Annotated in this window: 15 protein-coding genes; 7 read left to right on the top strand and 8 right to left on the bottom strand. The window is 57.9% G+C overall.

What is annotated here, in order from left to right; translation table 11 throughout:
- Positions 1 to 46: 46 nt before the first annotated feature.
- Positions 47 to 916: a branched-chain amino acid aminotransferase gene (locus SLH49_RS00075; protein ID WP_320267148.1), complete on the top strand. Its 870-nt coding sequence runs from the start codon at positions 47 to 49 to the stop codon at positions 914 to 916.
- A 59-nt stretch (positions 917 to 975) separates the two neighbouring features.
- On the opposite strand, the gene SLH49_RS00070 is transcribed toward SLH49_RS00075, so the two are convergent.
- Positions 976 to 1,179, bottom strand: coding sequence for a hypothetical protein (locus SLH49_RS00070; RefSeq protein ID WP_320267147.1), 204 nt, complete (start codon positions 1,177 to 1,179; stop codon positions 976 to 978).
- 176 nt (positions 1,180 to 1,355) lie between these two features.
- Here SLH49_RS00070 and SLH49_RS00065 point away from each other — a divergent pair, with 176 nt between their 5' ends.
- Positions 1,356 to 1,967, top strand: a complete 612-nt coding sequence (locus tag SLH49_RS00065; protein ID WP_320267146.1) for a hypothetical protein — start codon at positions 1,356 to 1,358, stop codon at positions 1,965 to 1,967.
- On the opposite strand, the gene SLH49_RS00060 is transcribed toward SLH49_RS00065, so the two are convergent.
- The 6 genes from SLH49_RS00060 to hisD are packed head-to-tail and all read right to left on the bottom strand — an operon-like array spanning position 1,964 to position 7,048.
- On the bottom strand, positions 1,964 to 2,884 hold the full coding sequence (locus SLH49_RS00060; protein ID WP_320267145.1) for a DMT family transporter: 921 nt from the start codon (positions 2,882 to 2,884) through the stop codon (positions 1,964 to 1,966). The two genes, SLH49_RS00065 and SLH49_RS00060, sit on opposite strands and share 4 nt — an antisense overlap.
- A gap of 34 nt (positions 2,885 to 2,918) precedes the next feature.
- On the bottom strand, positions 2,919 to 3,473 hold the full coding sequence (comE, locus tag SLH49_RS00055) for a sulfopyruvate decarboxylase subunit beta (RefSeq protein ID WP_320267144.1): 555 nt from the start codon (positions 3,471 to 3,473) through the stop codon (positions 2,919 to 2,921).
- Positions 3,470 to 3,976, bottom strand: a complete 507-nt coding sequence (locus tag SLH49_RS00050) for a thiamine pyrophosphate-binding protein (protein ID WP_320267143.1) — start codon at positions 3,974 to 3,976, stop codon at positions 3,470 to 3,472. Before SLH49_RS00050 ends, comE begins: the two co-directional genes overlap by 4 nt.
- 30 nt (positions 3,977 to 4,006) lie before the next feature.
- Positions 4,007 to 4,990, bottom strand: coding sequence for an alcohol dehydrogenase catalytic domain-containing protein (locus tag SLH49_RS00045; protein ID WP_320267142.1), 984 nt, complete (start codon positions 4,988 to 4,990; stop codon positions 4,007 to 4,009).
- Complete coding sequence (locus tag SLH49_RS00040; RefSeq protein WP_320267141.1) at positions 4,987 to 5,748, bottom strand: SDR family NAD(P)-dependent oxidoreductase; 762 nt, start codon at positions 5,746 to 5,748, stop codon at positions 4,987 to 4,989. The genes SLH49_RS00045 and SLH49_RS00040 overlap by 4 nt, the downstream gene beginning before the upstream one ends.
- On the bottom strand, positions 5,741 to 7,048 hold the full coding sequence (gene hisD, locus SLH49_RS00035) for a histidinol dehydrogenase (protein ID WP_320267140.1): 1,308 nt from the start codon (positions 7,046 to 7,048) through the stop codon (positions 5,741 to 5,743). Before hisD ends, SLH49_RS00040 begins: the two co-directional genes overlap by 8 nt.
- A gap of 192 nt (positions 7,049 to 7,240) precedes the next feature.
- Here hisD and SLH49_RS00030 point away from each other — a divergent pair, with 192 nt between their 5' ends.
- Both SLH49_RS00030 and SLH49_RS00025 read left to right on the top strand, forming a co-directional pair.
- Complete coding sequence (locus SLH49_RS00030) at positions 7,241 to 8,260, top strand: LacI family DNA-binding transcriptional regulator (RefSeq protein WP_320267139.1); 1,020 nt, start codon at positions 7,241 to 7,243, stop codon at positions 8,258 to 8,260.
- Positions 8,261 to 8,330: 70 nt separating this feature from the next.
- Positions 8,331 to 9,989, top strand: a complete 1,659-nt coding sequence (locus SLH49_RS00025; protein ID WP_320267138.1) for an iron ABC transporter permease — start codon at positions 8,331 to 8,333, stop codon at positions 9,987 to 9,989.
- Between the two features lie 54 nt (positions 9,990 to 10,043).
- Here the strand turns inward: SLH49_RS00025 and SLH49_RS00020 are convergent, their stop codons facing one another.
- Positions 10,044 to 11,069, bottom strand: a complete 1,026-nt coding sequence (locus SLH49_RS00020) for an extracellular solute-binding protein (protein WP_320267137.1) — start codon at positions 11,067 to 11,069, stop codon at positions 10,044 to 10,046.
- 359 nt (positions 11,070 to 11,428) lie between these two features.
- On the opposite strand from SLH49_RS00020, the gene hemP reads away from it, so the two are divergent.
- From hemP to SLH49_RS00005, 3 genes are read left to right on the top strand one after another with little or no spacing between them, the layout of a single operon-like run.
- The gene (gene hemP / locus SLH49_RS00015) at positions 11,429 to 11,596 is read left to right on the top strand and encodes a hemin uptake protein HemP (protein ID WP_320267136.1); all 168 of its coding nucleotides are present in this window, start codon (positions 11,429 to 11,431) and stop codon (positions 11,594 to 11,596) included.
- Positions 11,593 to 12,072: a hypothetical protein gene (locus SLH49_RS00010; protein WP_320267135.1), complete on the top strand. Its 480-nt coding sequence runs from the start codon at positions 11,593 to 11,595 to the stop codon at positions 12,070 to 12,072. The genes hemP and SLH49_RS00010 overlap by 4 nt, the downstream gene beginning before the upstream one ends.
- Before the next feature lie 14 nt (positions 12,073 to 12,086).
- The gene (locus SLH49_RS00005) at positions 12,087 to 13,349 is read left to right on the top strand and encodes an imelysin family protein (protein ID WP_320267134.1); all 1,263 of its coding nucleotides are present in this window, start codon (positions 12,087 to 12,089) and stop codon (positions 13,347 to 13,349) included.
- Positions 13,350 to 13,644 lie beyond the last annotated feature (295 nt).

Raw genomic sequence — 13,644 nt, 5'->3', positions numbered from 1 at the left:
AAACGGACCTATCGGAGTAATTATTGCAAATCTAGCGGAGGCTGTGATGACTGGCGGATATGATGACAGGGACGGCAAAATCTGGATGGACGGGCAGCTTGTCGACTGGCGCAGCGCCAATGTGCACATCCTGACCCACGCGATGCACTACGCCTCGTCGGTATTCGAAGGGGAGCGTTGCTATAGCGGCAAGATCTTCAAATCGCGCGAACATTCCGAGCGTCTGATCCAATCCGGCAAGCTGATTGATGTGGAAATTCCCTACACTGTCGATGAGATTGAAGCCGCCAAGGTAGCAGCGCTGGAAGCCAATGGTTTGACCGATGCCTATGTCCGGGCCGTCGCCTGGCGCGGCGCCGGGGACATGATGGGGGTCGCATCCGCTGCTAACCCCGTCCATCTCGCCGTGGCCTGTTGGGAGTGGGGCAGCTACTATGGCGACGCGAAGTTCAAGGGCGCCAAGCTCGACGTTGCAAAATGGAAGCGCCCCAGCCCTGAGACCGCGCCTTCGCAAGCCAAGGCGGCAGGGCTATACATGATCGCCACCATGTCGAAACACGCGGCTGAGGCCAAAGGATGCTCGGACGCGATGATGTTCGATTATCGCGGCTACGTGGCCGAAGCGACGGGCGCGAACATCTTTTTCGTCAAGGATGGTGAGGTGCATACGCCGACACCTGACGCGTTTCTCAACGGGATCACGCGCCAGACGGTGATCGGCATGCTGGAACATCACCAGATCAAAGTGCATGAGCGGGTGATCATGCCTGATGAGTTGGAAGGGTTTGAGCAATGCTGGCTCACCGGCACTGCTGCCGAGGTCACGCCTGTTGGGCAGATCGGCGACTACAATTTCGACGTCGGCGCGATGACCCGCGATATTGCCGAGGAATACGAAAAGACGGTGCGCCTCTAGGCCACGTCATTTGGACACCACGCGGACCGACAGCCGATCCGCGTGGTGCATTTCGTCGGCTAGAGATGCACACCGATCAGATCGGCGTCCTGTCTTGCAATTCTGACATATTGCAGCGTGCGCTGCTTGGCACCGGTCGCCCGCAAACGCCGCTGCAGCCTCAGGCTGCCATGATGAGGCCGCACCCCCTTTTCTATGCGCAACGCCTGACCAATCCAGCTTTTGCGCGCTGTCCGTGGGCGATCCAAAATGTGCTTTTTCATGGTCTCCTCCTCGGTCTGATACGTGCATTATAGCACAGACGCGGACAGATTCGCGCGTCTAATCAAACGGCATGTATTCAAACCAGACGAGATTGACGGCAAAGCAATGTCTTATCTTGGCCCAAGTTCGGCCCGGTTTAAGCACTAAGGCTGACGCCAGCAAAACCTATAAAAATATGACACAGATCCGCACCAGACCACTATTTCCAAACCATACAGAAGAGACGCTTCGCAACATTTTGAAGTCGTCACCGCAGGAACTGTGGCTCGAAACGATCCGCCGCACCCGTGGTCCGGAGCATGATACGCTGGTCCACTGGATGATCAGTCAGACGCAATGTGATTTTGCCGTTGCGGTCCATGCCTTCTTTCGCAGTGATCCCGGCCAGTATCTGGATATGCCGCGCCCGCTGCCGACCCGTCCCGGCCCATCTGACATCTTTGCGCAGCTTCTGTTGAACTGGGACACAGGCTATTACCGATCACATCAATTGGCAGTCGAAAGGCAGGACGTGGATCCGCGCCAATTGATACGGATCAATCAAAAAGTCATGGCCCGCGCACGCGGATCCCTCCCCTTTAACATTCCGCGTAGATTTCTCGATCCCGAAGGCGGCAGCCCATCGCAACTTGCCACGCATTTGTCGCCTGATGAGTCAGTGCATCTGTGGCCGATCTATTCAGAGCTTGGCTTGCGTGTGCACAAAGCGCCGCCAGGACTTGCCCGCAAGCTCGCGCATGTACGCGATTTCTTCTTTCGCTTCGGTGTGCCAAGCCGTGCAAGCTAGTTGCCCGAATGCCCGGTGGCTTTGCGCTGCTGCGCACGTTGCAGGCCCAGCCGCCGCTCCCGCCAGATGATCAGCACCCCGGCGATCATCACAATCATTGCACCGATCAGCATCGTGCCCGTAGGAACTTCATCAAAGATGAGATATCCAATGGTCAGCGCCAGGATCATTGATGTGTAATCAAACGGCGCGACAAGCGAGGCGTCGGCATAGCGATAGCTGGAGGTCAGGCAGATCTGGCCGACCCCGCCCAGCAGGCCCGCGCTAATCAGCATCACGGCGACCGACATGTCCGGCATCAACCAGCCCCAGGGCAGTGTAAAAAGCGCTAGAACCGAGGACGTCACCGTAAACCAGAACACAATGGCTGCGGTGGTCTCGGTCGCCACCATCTTGCGCACGAACACATGCGCAAGCGCGGCAAAGATGGCACCCATCAATGCCACGACCGCACCCAAAGTCTGTGAGACGTCGAGCGTTCCTCCAAGGCTCAACCGTGGCGAAAGCACGATGAGCACGCCGATCATGCCAAGCCCGACGGCAGACAGGCGGAACGCGCGCACCTTTTCACCCAGAAACATCGCAGCAAAGATCACGACAAAGATCGGCGCGGCATAACCGATGGCCGTCACTTCGGGCAGTGGCAGGAGCCCTAGGGCGGTAAAGCCCAGACCCATCGCACTTGTCCCGATCAGCCCCCGCCAGAAATGCCCCATCGGGTTCTTTGTCTTCCAGCCATTACGCAGCTCTCCGCGCAGGGCCAGCCAGCCAAAGATGATCGGCAGGGCAAAGAAGGAACGAAAGAAAACGGCCTGGCCCGGCGGCACATCTGCCGATGCCGCCTTGACCAGACTTGCCATGCCCATGAACAGGGCCACGGACATGACTTTGTAGAGAATGCCCCGCAGCGGCTGCATCAGGTTTCCTTTTCCGCCCGGGCTGGCGGCGCGTTCAGTTGGCGACAGCTTTCATGAAACGATCGCGAATGACCACTGGGTCCATCGTGATAACCGGCAGTTTGATATTGCCGCTGTCACATTTGCACACGATCACTGTCATCTTGCGATCATCAATCGCCTTTTGCAGGACGGGGCCTAGATCCTTGTCCTGGACCTCAATCACATTATCGCAGCCGCACGCCTTGGCTACTGCCGTCAATGACGTCTTCTTTCCAGTATAAGTCGGCTGATCCCCGGTCGAGCCATAAGAGCCATTGTCGATGATCAACAGGATGTAGTTGTCGGCCACGTTGTTCGCGATGGTGGGCAATGTGCCCATATTCGTGAGCACTGAGCCATCGCCATCAATCGAAATGACCGTCTTGTCCTGGGCCAGGGCCAGCCCAAGGCCGATGGAAGACGACAGCCCCATCGTGCCCAGCATGTAAAAGTTGGTGGGTTGGTCGTCGATGGAATGCAGTTCCTGACTGGGCAGGCCGATGTTGCAGATCACCAGATGGTCACGAATGATAGGCGCGATCTCACGCAGGATTTCAGAACGGATCATTGGTCGCCATAGCCTCCCCAGAAATTGGCATCGGTTAGGATAGCCACGGGTTTGTTGCACATGAAGGTGTATTTCAGGATGTTGTCGAACTCTTCGACGTCTTTTTGCCAGTGGAAGTGATAGGTCGGGATATTCAGTTGCGCGAGAAGCGCCTTGGTATGCACGGCCATCTCGACCTGACAGGCGATCGGCTCCCGCAACTCACCCCGGTAGCTGATCAGCATCGGCAGTGGCATCCGGTAATACTGGATCAGCGTGGCCAGCGTGTTGATGGTCACGCCAATCGCTGTGTTCTGCATGATGATCGCGGGGCGCTTGCCACCCATGAAGGCGCCTGCGCAAAGCCCCATCCCCTCATCCTCTTTGTTTGAAGGGATGTGATAGATGCTCTCACTCGCTTCAACGGCGTCGATGACGCCAGCCAGCTGCTTGCACGGCACTGTCGTGATGAATGACACATCGTTGGCGACAAAGTCATCGACGATTTTCTGGTTGATGTCCACGTCTGGTGTTCTCCTGTTGGTATGGCAGGTTCAGGGGTGAAGGATGATCTTGGGCGCCGCGACTTGGCCCGCACGGATATCGGCAAATGCGGCAGGGCCGTCAGCAAGCGTGCGCATCTCGACCCAATCGAGCGGACCGAGGCGACCGTCAAAGATCGCTTGCGCCGTGTCGCGAAAGTCTTGTGCGGTGTAAGTGTAGGTGCCGATGAACGTGACCTCTTGCAGGGTCATCCGCCGGATATCCAGACCACCCGTCGCCTCGCCCAGCCCGATATGGGCGATCACACCGCCCGGCTTTGCATGGGCGGAGGCTATGGCGCGTGTCTTCGCGAAACCGACGCCATCGATAACAATGTCGAACATCATGTCATTGGTCAGATCATCGGGTGCGATTGCGTGTTGTCGGCATTTGTCCGTCAGATAGGTCCGCCTGCCTTCGTTTGGCTCGACCAATGTGATGTCGTGCACGCCTTGCGCCACCAACGACAATGCAGCGCCGAGGCCAATGGCACCGCCGCCCAGAACAAGCGCTGTGTGGCTCCCCGCGCCCAACCGTTCCTTCGCCAGCCGCACGGCATGCCAGCCGCAGGCAATCGGCTCTGCCAAGGCAGCTTTTTCCAATGAGACATGCCCCGGCACTGTGATCAGGTTCTCAGCCCGCATCGCCACATATTGGGCAAACGCCCCTTCACGCGGGGGCATCGAGATGATCATGCGTTCGGGGCAAAGGTTATCCCGCCCTGTCAAGCAGGCCTCGCAGATGCCACACGTCACCAGCGGGTTCAGCGTCACACGTTCCCCATCGCGTGGCCCGCCGACGATCACACCTGCCGCTTCGTGCCCCAGGATCAGCGGGGCCGGTCGGCGCTCGTCATGACCCAGATATGCATGCATATCAGAGCCGCAGATGCCGACCGCCGCCACCTTCACCAGATGCTGATCCTCCGTCAGCACAGGGTTCGGCGCGTCGCGCAGACTGAGTTGTTCGGGGCCCTCGTAAACCAGCGCCTTCATTTCGCAGTGAACCCCCCGTCGACCATCAAGACCTGCCCCGTCACATAAGCCGAGGCGTCCGAGCACAGAAACAAGAGCGGCCCGTCGATATCCGCGAGTTCGCCGTTGCGACCGGCACAGGTCTGCGCGGCGTTGCGCGCGGCGCGGTCCGGGTCCGCAAAGACCGGGCCTGTCAATTCCGTTGGGAAAAATCCGGGGCCAAGCGCGTTCGCGGTGATCCCGTCTTTTGACCAAGCTTCGGCCATTGCGCGGGTCAGTTGGGCGATGCCGGCCTTCGATGCACCGTAGCTGACGCCACCCGGAAACGCGCGCGTCGTCTGGAGCGAGGCAAAACTGACGATCCGCCCCCACCCTTTGGCCGTCATCGCGGGAGCGAAGGCCTGGCTGAGGAAAAACGGGGCGGCAAGGTTCAGGTTCATGGTGACGTCCCATCCTTCGGGCGTCACATCATCCGCCGCTTCGCGGGTATTGATACCCGCCGCGTGAACGACGATGTCGGGTGGGCCAAAGGCGCCGGATACCTCGGCTGCGATACCGCCAAGCTTGTCACGCTGCGACAAATCTGCCGCAACTGCGGTGGCTTTGTGCCCTGTCGCCGTGACCCACTCCGCCAAAGCCTCTGCGCGACGGGCGACACCGACAACCTGCGCCCCAGCCCCTGCCAGAACGCTGGCCGCACGTTGGCCCAAGCCGGAACTGGCCCCGGTCACGCAGGCCACGCGCCCCGTCAGGTCAAAAAGCTGGCGGGGGTCATTCATTTGCGCTCAGGTCGAAATTCTCACCTGGGAAGTATTTGGCCAGCCGCACATCAGCTGCACGGGCATGACCCTCCATCCCCTCAAGCCGTGAAATCCGGGCGGTGGCAAGGGCGACGCGTTTGGATCCATCACGGGTCGCGCGCTGCCAGGTCACGATCTTCATGTATTTGTGGACGGACAGCCCACCGGTGTAAGAGGCAGCACCAGAGGTGGGCAAAACATGGTTCGTCCCGCTGGCCTTGTCGCCATAGGACACCGTCGTTTCCTCGCCCAAGAACAGTGACCCGTAGCAGCTCAGCCGCTCCAACCACCAATCCAGATCCTCGGCCTGAACCGTCAGGTGCTCAGGCGCGTAATCATCCGAGGTCGCCGCCATCTCTTCCCGATCCGCGCAAAGGATCACCTCGGCATAGTCGCGCCAGGCTGCTTTGGCGTTCTCCCGGTTCAATTCCGGAAGATCATCAATCAACGTCGGCACAAGCTCCATCACCTCTTCCGCCAGATCGCGGCTGTCGGTAACCAGCCAAACCGGTGAGTTGTAGCCATGCTCGGCCTGACTGACGAGGTCGACTGCGACGATCATCGGGTCGGCCATGCCATCAGCCAGGATCAGGCTGTCCGTTGGCCCTGCAATCATGTCGATGCCTACACGACCAAAGAGAATGCGCTTGGCCTCGGCCACGAACTGGTTTCCGGGGCCGACGAGGATATTGGCCTTTGGCAGTCCAAAGAGGCCAAAGGTCATCGCGGCCACGCCCTGTACGCCGCCCATCGCCATGATCGTGTCCGCCCCGCAAACATGCGCGGCATAAACAACCGCAGGGGCCACGCCCACGTCGGGGCGCGGTGGGGAGGCGGCAGTGATATGGCGGCACCCGGCGACCTTGGCCGTGGTGACGGTCATGATCGCAGAAGCGATGTGGCTATACCGCCCGCCCGGCACGTAACAGCCCGCCGCATCAACCGGGATCGCCTTTTGCCCGGCAATCATGCCCGGCACAATCTCAACCTCGACATTGCTGACCGTCGCCTTCTGCGCCTCGGCAAAGCGGCGCACATTGTCATGGGCAAACTGAATATCCGCCTTCAGCTTTTCCGGGACAAGGTCAGCGGCGGCCGCAATCTCCTCCTTGGTCAGGATGATATTGCCTTCATATTTGTCGAACTTGGCAGCGTATTTGCGGGCGGCATCATCGCCGCCACTTTCGATATCGGCCAGAATACCGCTGACGATATCATGCACATCTGTCGCATCTGACTGAGCGGTGAGCGTGGCCCTTTTGAGGTATTCTCTTGCCATTTCGATTGGTCCCATTCTTCGAGGTCAGCCGTCAGCCTTTCGTTCGCGAGAGCGTCATGGGATGCGCTTCCAGCAAGATCCCAACACGCGACTCGATAGCGTCGGAAAGCCCGTCTACTGTCGTTGTAAGCGCTTACATTGGCGCAATGCAAGCCTTTACATTACCCGAAGTCAACCCTAGTCAATAAGACCATGATGAAGGCGCAGAGCCCAACGCTGAACGATGTCGCCATGCAGGCCGGGGTGTCGACCGCCACGGTGTCGCGTTGTCTGAACGAACCTGAAAAGGTAACAGCCAAGACCCGCGAGAAGGTCATGGCGACAGTCACGGCACTTGGCTATTCGCCCAATTTCGGCGCGCGCGCGATGGCCACGCAGCGCACCAACACAATTGGTGCCGTCATCCCGACAATGGAAAACGCCATATTTGCGCGGGGTTTGCAGGCCTTTCAGGAGGAACTGTGGCGGCTGGGTTTTAATCTGATGGTTGCAAGCTCATCCTATCAGCGCGAGTTGGAGGTGGCGCAGGTCAGATCACTCGTGGCGCGCGGGGCCGATGCGTTACTGCTGATCGGGCATATTCGCGACCCGCAAATCTACGCGCTTCTTGACGCGCAGCGGATCCCATCGCTGGTAACATGGACGTATGATCCGTCAGCGGAGCGCCCGTCGGTCGGGTTCGACAACCGTGCCGCGATGCGCGACATGGCCCGCAAGGTTCTCGAACTCGGACATCGGCACTTGGCCATGATGACCGCGCCCCTGGCCCGCAATGATCGGGCACAGGCCCGTTTGCTGGGGCTGAAGGACGCCATGGTACAATTTGGATTGAACCCAGACGCGCTGCCGATTGTCGAATACCCTTATGGTATCGAAAACGGGGCCATCGGTTTTGCGGCATTGATGACGGGCTCAACAAAACCCACCGCTATCTTTTGCGGAAACGACGTTCTAGCCGTTGGTGCGCTGCGCGGCGCCCGCGACATGGGGCTGGATGTGCCGGGTGATGTCTCGATCATCGGATTTGACGATATCGAGCTTTCGCAGGTCACCTATCCGCTGCTGACAACTGTCCACGTGCCTCACAGAGATATGGGGCAGCGAGCCGCGCGTGCGCTTGTGCAGCACTTGAACGATGACGCGCCGCTCGAAAGCCAGGAACTAAACACGGAGTTACGGCTGCGCGCATCCCTCGGGCCACCGCCACGCTAGCGGAACATCCATTTCCCGACTGAATTAATCGGATTGCCCGTGCAGGTCAAAACGAGGTAAGCGACATGGGATGAGCATTCAGGTTCTCAAACGCCGTTCGTTCCGTGGCCTTCTGACACCCGCAATCTACGGGATTGTCGGCTTTGTCACCGCGATCTGCGTTTTGCCTTATCTAGGCGTGTTGGCAGCCGCGTTGACGGGCTCATTCGATACGCTGCTGCACTTGGCCGAGACAGTGCTGCTGCGCTACACCAGCACGACTTTTGCCTTGCTGATCATCGTCATGATTGGCAGCGCGATGATCGGCACAGGGGCTGCCTGGCTAGTGACGATGACCGACTTTTGGGGGCGGCGCTGGCTGGAAATCGCCCTCGCAATCCCGCTGGCTTTTCCGGCCTATGTCTTGGCCTACGGCTATACCCACATCCTTGATCATCCCGGTATCGTCCAATCGACCTTGCGCGATGTGATGGACTGGGGGCCGCGAGACTACTGGTTTCCTGAAATCCGGTCACTGGGCGGGGCGGCGGTGATGCTGACGCTTGTCCTATATCCTTACGTCTATCTTCTGGCGCGCGCCGCTTTTGCGGTACAAGGGGCGACGGCCTTTCTTGCCGCGCGGGTGCTGGGCAAATCGCCGTTTGTGGCCTTTCTGACCGTGTCACTTCCCATGGCCCGACCCGCCATCGCCTCGGGCGTCATGCTGGTGGCGATGGAGACTATCGCCGACTTCGGCACGGTGGCCTATTTCGGCGTTCAGACATTTGCGGTGGGTATCTACACAAGCTGGTTCACCTTGGCGGACCGCGCAGCTGCTGCACAATTGGCGCTTGGGCTCCTCGCCTTCGCGCTCCTGATCGCGTTATTGGAGCGGTCGAGCCGTGGCGGGGCGGCTTATACCGATGGACGCAAGAAGGCACCGATGCAACGCATTGCATTGGCCCCGCAAAAACAGGCCATTGCCTTCTTCTTTTGCGCCCTGCCCGTAGCGCTGGGCGTGCTGGTACCAGTGATTACGCTGGGAACAATGGCCATCGGGTCAGAGCAGAACCTGCTCAGCCCCCGTTACCTCGGCTTTATCCAGAACTCGATCACACTTGCCGGGATTGCTGCAATATTAACGGTGATGGCGGCCCTTCTGCTTGGTACCGTGCATCGGTTACATACCACCCGGCTGTCGGCATTCGCACTTTACATGGGCCGCATCGGTTACGCCGTGCCCGGAGGCGTGATCGCCGTTGGACTGCTGGTTCCTTTCGCTTTGTTTGACAACACGCTGGACGCCTGGATGCGTGCGCAATTCGGGATCTCAACAGGGCTTTTGTTCACAGGCTCAATCTGGCTCTTGATCTGCGCCTACATGATCCGGTTTCTGGCCGCAGCGATCGGTGCCTATGACGGCGGCATCGCGGCCGTGGGTCCGAACATGGACGCAGCCGCACGCACCTTGGGCCAGGACATGCCGGGGATGGTGCGGCGCGTGCATATGCCGATGTTGAAGACAAGTCTGCTGACCGCCGGGCTGATCGTCTTTGTGGATGTGATGAAGGAGCTTCCGGCAACACTGATCATGCGGCCGTTCAACTACGACACACTGGCCGTACAGGCCCACCGACTAGCCTCTGACGAACGCCTCAGCGGCGCTGCTGTCCCCAGCCTTGTGATCGTCGCCATCGGGTTGATCCCCGTGATCCTGCTTTGCCGCAGGATCGGTCGTGAAACACGATAAAAAAGGGCGCGACCGACGCCGCGCCCCCGGGTTGGGTACATCGTCGATTGGAGCCTATTCCCAGCCGACCTCATTGAAGATGGTCTGCGCCGCGGGCACGTTCTTGGCGACCTTACTCAGATCCACCGAATCAGGGCGAAACATACCGAGGGTTGCAACCGAAGGCGAAATGCCAACACCCGCGACAGCAGGGTATTCATCATTACCTGCGCTGAAGTATTCCTGCGCTTGGTCAGAGGCGAGGTATTCAAGGAACTTAATGGCGTTTTCACGGTTTGGCGCATTAGCGGCGACACCACCACCAGACAGGTTCATGTGGGCCCCTTCAGCATTCTGCGCAGGAAAGACCCAGCCGATGTTGGCGAGCGCCTCAGCATTCAACCCGTCCACATCTTTGCGGAGTGCCCGCGCAAAATAGTAGGTGTTTGAAATCGAGATGTCGCATTCCCCAGATACAAGACCCCGCAATTGGTCTGTATCGCCACCTTGAGGGTCACGGGCAAAGTTGTTTACAAAACCTTGCGCCCATGTAGTCGCGGCATCGGCGCCGTGATTTTCGATGATGGCTGAAACAAGAGTCTGCGAATACACATTCGTAGAAGACCTATGGCAGACCATGCCTTCATAAGCTGGATCGGCGAGGTCGACATAGGTTAGCGGCGGTTCGGTCACATCCGATTTATCATAAAAGATGATACGCGCGCGTTGACTAAAGCCAAACCACTGGTTGTCAGCATCTTGAAGACTTGCGGGAATGCGCATCTCAAGCACCTCACTGTCGATGGCCTGAAGTACACCGGCATCTTTGGCACGCTCCAATCGCGAGGTATCCACTGTCAACAGAATGTCCGCAGGCGAGTTAGCCCCTTCGGCTTCCATCCTCGCGATCAGTTCATCCGCATTGCCTTCGATCCGGTTGATCGTAATTCCGGTCGCTTCGGTGAAATCCGAGTAAAGCCGTTCATCGGTATCATAGTGGCGCGATGAATAGAGGTTCAACTCACCCTCGGCAGCGGCAGATGAAGCGATCGCCGTAGCAGCGGTTGCGCAAACGATGAGTGCGGTCGTGGTCTGTCTCATAATCCAATCCCTGTTTTGTGAGCATTTTACTCAGGATTTGCATTTAACAGGATTCTTTCGGTTGTCCAGATACCTGATTAAATTTGTCAGATTGACATACCTTATAAAATCACTCAGATTTGCACGCATGTTCCAGCCACCCATGTCGACAGCACGGGAAGCCCGATGATCAACTCGATGAAAGGACTTCTCCTTATGCCAAAGTCAGTGGATAGACAGAAAGCTCTCAGCCGCAATGACGACATTCCTGTGCCTTCCAAAGCCGAAGTACTTGAAGTCCTTCAGCATGACGGCAGCCGCGCGGGACTACAGCTTGAATGGATGCTTGATCATTGTGCCCGACGTGAAGGGGATATGTGATGGGTATGCAGAAAATTGTGCCGCCGACAACTCAACCAACCCAACACTTGCCGTGTTTCGACGCACGCGATCTTGTCAGCGAAACCGGTCAAGCAAACATTATCCTGGACGACCAAATGTATGTGCTTCGGATCACCCGCGCGGGCAAACTCATCCTGACGAAATGACCACTTTTCCCGCAAATCGCGGCGGTGCCACCGTCGCCATCCTTGATGACTTTGATGGCCTGACAGCTGCAGCGGTGCTCTATCTGAGAATGTGGTACGAAGGGCCCGATACGCAAACACGCGTTATGAAAGACATTCTGAATACACTAGGCGAGACACGCGGCAGTAATGCTATCGCCTCGTTTTCTGAGTTGTGCAGCATATGCGTGCAACACGGGCGTCGGCCATTCTGCCGACACGCACTGAAATGCAGATGCGTTGGCGCAGATGAAGCAAGTTTTGCACATTTCGTTGCCACCGCTGCTGAAGGTGACCGCGATGATGCGATGCTGATAGCAATCCTCATGGTCCGCCCGGACATGGCGCCCGTCCTGACAAGCCTTGCCGCGGATTTCGGCCTGGCACTCAAACAAATGAATCTTGCTGCACCGAAGGCCGTGGCCCAGATGCGAGCCCATCAACCAGTACTTCACTAATAGGGAACAGACTTATGAAATCCACTTATCTTGCGTCAACGGCACTGTGTTTGGCACTTGCGACGCCTGCTCTCGCTGTCGAAAAAGCGGACGTTCTTGACAATTATGCCAACATGGCAGCGGCCAAATATGCTGATAGCCTAGCCTCGGCAAAGGTCTTGCAGACCGCGATCAACACGCTGGTGGCCAGCCCATCGTCGGAAAACCTTGAGGCCGCCAAAGCGGCCTGGCTGTCCGCACGCGTACCATATCAACAAACCGAGGTTTTCCGTTTTGGCAACGCAATTGTGGATGATTGGGAAGGCAAGGTGAATGCATGGCCTCTAGACGAGGGGCTGATTGACTATGTCGCTTCGTCTTATGGCGGGCCGACGGATGAAAACGCCGCTGCGACACTGAACGTCATCGCCAACACCTCTTTCACACTGTCGGGCGAAACGGTTGATGCGTCGACCATCACGCCCGCTTTGCTGGAAAACACGCTGCAAGAAGCTGACGGGGTGGAGGCGAATGTCGCCACCGGATATCACGCGATTGAGTTCCTTCTGTGGGGGCAGGACCTCAACGGGCACGGGTCTGGCGCCGGCAATCGTCCTTGGACAGATTATGCGCAAGGCGATGCGTGCACGAACGACAATTGTGATCGCCGCGTGGAGTATCTGGTGGCAGCCACCGATCTCCTGATCTCAGATCTGGAATGGATCACAGGACAATGGGCCGATGACGGCGCAGCCCGGGCCGAATTGATGGCAGATTCCGATGCGGGCATCGCCGCTATCCTGACTGGCATGGGCTCGTTGTCGTATGGAGAAACAGCGGGTGAGCGTATGCGCCTTGGTGTAATGCTGAACGATCCAGAGGAGGAACACTCCTGCTTCGCCGATAACACCCACAACGATCACTTCTACAACGGTGTTGGCATCCAGTCAGTCTATCTTGGAAGTTATACATCCATCAATGGCACAATTGTCAGTGGGCCATCCCTGTCTGATTTGGTCGCTGCGACAGATCCTGCGCTCGATCTGGAAATGAAGACGAAACTGTCCAATGCGGTACTCGCGCTGGGTCGCATCAAAACTGCCGCAGAGGCGGGCTTTACCTACGACATGATGCTAGAACGCGGTAATGCGGCAGGTGAAGCGCTGATCATGGGCGGTGTGAATGGGCTCATCGACCAGACTCGTTCAATCGAACGTGTCATCGCCGTGCTGGGAGCCGACGGGATCGAAATCGAGGGCTCTGATAGCCTCGATAACCCGGATGCAGTTTTCCAGTAGAGCGATCAACATGCTCTTGAAGTAAGGGCGGCGCCGGCAAAGTGCCGCCCTTATTCTATTAATCGCCAGGTGCATCCACACCCAACGTTATCAAAATGGCGTCGACTGCATATGGCGATCTGATCTCTACCCTCAACAGTTAGGTCCGGAGAGCCCGCCTTTACGCGACCAAATGCCAAGGCCCGGTCGACATCTTGAATGTAAGCTTCAGACAAAAAGGTAACGATATAGGCTTCACCCTTTTGCATTTATCAGCCAAAAGACCGCCAGATGCATCGCATCGATAATCGCATTT

The organism is Cognatiyoonia sp. IB215446, from assembly GCF_033963825.1.
GTDB lineage: Bacteria > Pseudomonadota > Alphaproteobacteria > Rhodobacterales > Rhodobacteraceae > Yoonia.
The sequence above is the reverse complement of the archived record's forward strand: the minus strand, read 5'-3'. Positions and strand labels throughout refer to the sequence as shown.

Excerpts from the sequence above, each read along its gene's own strand:
- SLH49_RS00040 (WP_320267141.1), bottom strand. The coding sequence starts at position 5,748 with ATGAATGACCCCCGCCAGCTTTTTGACCTGACGGGGCGCGTGGCCTGC.
- hemP (WP_320267136.1), top strand. The coding sequence starts at position 11,429 with ATGGGTATGCAGAAAATTGTGCCGCCGACAACTCAACCAACCCAACAC.
- SLH49_RS00025 (WP_320267138.1), top strand. The coding sequence starts at position 8,331 with ATGAGCATTCAGGTTCTCAAACGCCGTTCGTTCCGTGGCCTTCTGACA.
- SLH49_RS00060 (WP_320267145.1), bottom strand. The coding sequence starts at position 2,884 with ATGCAGCCGCTGCGGGGCATTCTCTACAAAGTCATGTCCGTGGCCCTG.
- SLH49_RS00065 (WP_320267146.1), top strand. The coding sequence starts at position 1,356 with ATGACACAGATCCGCACCAGACCACTATTTCCAAACCATACAGAAGAG.
- comE (WP_320267144.1), bottom strand. The coding sequence starts at position 3,473 with ATGATCCGTTCTGAAATCCTGCGTGAGATCGCGCCTATCATTCGTGAC.
- SLH49_RS00045 (WP_320267142.1), bottom strand. The coding sequence starts at position 4,990 with ATGAAGGCGCTGGTTTACGAGGGCCCCGAACAACTCAGTCTGCGCGAC.
- hisD (WP_320267140.1), bottom strand. The coding sequence starts at position 7,048 with ATGGCAAGAGAATACCTCAAAAGGGCCACGCTCACCGCTCAGTCAGAT.
- SLH49_RS00030 (WP_320267139.1), top strand. The coding sequence starts at position 7,241 with ATGATGAAGGCGCAGAGCCCAACGCTGAACGATGTCGCCATGCAGGCC.
- SLH49_RS00005 (WP_320267134.1), top strand. The coding sequence starts at position 12,087 with ATGAAATCCACTTATCTTGCGTCAACGGCACTGTGTTTGGCACTTGCG.
- SLH49_RS00070 (WP_320267147.1), bottom strand. The coding sequence starts at position 1,179 with ATGAAAAAGCACATTTTGGATCGCCCACGGACAGCGCGCAAAAGCTGG.
- SLH49_RS00010 (WP_320267135.1), top strand. The coding sequence starts at position 11,593 with ATGACCACTTTTCCCGCAAATCGCGGCGGTGCCACCGTCGCCATCCTT.
- SLH49_RS00020 (WP_320267137.1), bottom strand. The coding sequence starts at position 11,069 with ATGAGACAGACCACGACCGCACTCATCGTTTGCGCAACCGCTGCTACG.
- SLH49_RS00075 (WP_320267148.1), top strand. The coding sequence starts at position 47 with ATGACTGGCGGATATGATGACAGGGACGGCAAAATCTGGATGGACGGG.